This is a genomic window from Piscirickettsia salmonis LF-89 = ATCC VR-1361, assembly GCF_000297215.2.
GTDB lineage: Bacteria > Pseudomonadota > Gammaproteobacteria > Piscirickettsiales > Piscirickettsiaceae > Piscirickettsia > Piscirickettsia salmonis.
This window is the reverse complement of sequence record NZ_AMFF02000050.1, coordinates 1-2,500: the sequence shown is the minus strand read 5'-3', so window position 1 is coordinate 2,500 and position 2,500 is coordinate 1. Positions and strand designations below refer to the sequence as shown.

Below are 2,500 nucleotides of genomic sequence, written 5' to 3'. Positions count from 1 at the left end.
ACTGGAGGACCGAACCCACTGTCGTTGAAAAGCCAGGGGATGACCTGTGGATAGGAGTGAAAGGCTAATCAAACTCGGAGATAGCTGGTTCTTCGCGAAAGCTATTGAGGTAGCGCCTCGTAATAGACTTCTGGGGGTAGAGCACTGTTTCGGCTAGGGGCCCATCCCGGGTTACCAACCCGATGCAAACTCCGAATACCAGAAAGTTGTTTTACGGGAGACACACGGCGGGTGATAAGGTCCGTCGTGGAGAGGGAAACAGCCCAGACCGCCAGTTAAGGTCCCTAAATATTACTAAGTGGTAAACGATGTGGGAAGGCTTAGACAGCTAGGAGGTTGGCTTAGAAGCAGCCATCCTTTAAAGAAAGCGTAATAGCTCACTAGTCGAGTCGGCCTGCGCGGAAGATTTAACGGGGCTAAGTAATATACCGAAACTGCGGGTTCATAATTTATTATGAGCGGTAGCGAAGCGTTCTGTAGGCCGGTGAAGGTGACCTGAGAGGGTTGCTGGAGGTATCAGAAGTGAGAATGCTGACATGAGTAACGATAAAGGGGGTGAGAATCCCCCTCGCCGGAAGTCCAAGGTTTTCTACGCAACGTTCGTCGACGTAGAGTGAGTCGGCCCCTAAGGCGAGGCAGAAATGCGTAGTCGATGGGAATCAGGTTAATATTCCTGAACTTCTTACAATTGCGATGTGGAGACGGAGAAGGCTAGGCCAGCGCAGTGATGGTTATCTGCGTTTAAGGTGGTAGGCAGAATCCTTAGGCAAATCCGGGGATTTAATGCTGAGAGCTGATGACGAAGCCACTTTTAGTGGTGAAGTGGTTGATGCCCTGCTTCCAGGAAAATCCTCTAAGCTTCAGATTGTAAGAAACCGTACCCGAAACCGACACAGGTGGACAGGTAGAGAATACCAAGGCGCGTGAGAGAACTCAGGTGAAGGAACTAGGCAAAATGGTACCGTAACTTCGGGAGAAGGTACGCCCTGGCTGGTGATGGACTTTACGTCCTAAGCTGGTTGGGGCCGCAGAGACCAGTTGGCTGCGACTGTTTATTAAAAACATAGCACTGTGCGAACTCGAAAGAGGATGTATACGGTGTGACGCCTGCCCGGTGCCGGAAGGTTAATTGATGGGGTTAGCGTAAGCGAAGCTCTTGATCGAAGCCCCGGTAAACGGCGGCCGTAACTATAACGGTCCTAAGGTAGCGAAATTCCTTGTCGGGTAAGTTCCGACCTGCACGAATGGCGTAACGATGGCCAAGCTGTCTCCACCTGAGACTCAGTGAAATTGAAATCGCTGTGAAGATGCAGTGTATCCGCGGCTAGACGGAAAGACCCCGTGAACCTTTACTACAGCTTTGCGCTGGACTTTGAGACTATCTGTGTAGGATAGGTGGGAGGCTATGAAATGTGAACGCTAGTTTGCATGGAGCCATCCTTGAAATACCACCCTGGTATTCTTGAGGTTCTAACCTAGGCCCGTTAACCGGGTTGGGGACAGCGTATGGTGGGTAGTTTGACTGGGGCGGTCTCCTCCGAAAGAGTAACGGAGGAGTACGAAGGTGTGCTAAGCATGGTCGGACATCATGCGGTTAGTATAAAGGCAAAAGCACGCTTGACTGCGAGACGGACATGTCGAGCAGGTACGAAAGTAGGTCTTAGTGATCCGGTGGTTCTGTATGGAAGGGCCATCGCTCAACGGATAAAAGGTACTCCGGGGATAACAGGCTGATACCACCCAAGAGTTCATATCGACGGTGGTGTTTGGCACCTCGATGTCGGCTCATCTCATCCTGGGGCTGTAGCAGGTCCCAAGGGTATGGCTGTTCGCCATTTAAAGAGGTACGCGAGCTGGGTTTAGAACGTCGTGAGACAGTTCGGTCCCTATCTGCCGTGGACGTTGGAGATTTGAGAGGGGTTGCTCCTAGTACGAGAGGACCGGAGTGAACGAACCTCTGGTGTTCCGGTTGTGTCGCCAGACGCATTGCCGGGTAGCTATGTTCGGAATAGATAACCGCTGAAAGCATCTAAGCGGGAAGCTAGCCTCAAGATGAGATCTCCCTGAGGGCTTGACCCTCCTAAAGGCTCGTCTAAGACTAAGACGTTGATAGGTTGGATGTGGAAGTGCAGTAATGTATGAAGCTAACCAATACTAATTCGCCGTGAGGCTTGGTCATATAACCCCAAGGGGTTTTAAACCCAATACCGGTTTTTAAAAAGACAACCAGACCCGTTAATTAAACAACGATTAAATAATCCAGAGATACTTTTTACCAGAATTGTTAATTGACGAACATGTTGATATAATCAGCGTGATTAAATAATTTAACTGCTTTTAAAAAATAATTAAAAGCCGACAGCAAAACGAATTTTACCAGTTTTGTTTGGTGACCATAGCAAGGTGGTCCCACCTGATCCCATCCCGAACTCAGTAGTGAAACACCTTAGCGCCGATGATAGTGTGGTTTTTGCCATGTGAAAGTAGGACATCACCAAAC

At 49.5% G+C, this 2,500-nt stretch carries 2 rRNA genes (1 of these 2 cut by a window edge); both read left to right on the top strand.

The features are described 5' to 3' along the window. A 23S ribosomal RNA gene (locus C200_RS05105) occupies positions 1-2,179 on the top strand; it begins 714 nt to the left of the window's first position. A gap of 206 nt (positions 2,180-2,385) precedes the next feature. Beyond that, positions 2,386-2,500: ribosomal RNA gene (gene rrf / locus C200_RS05100) — 5S ribosomal RNA — on the top strand.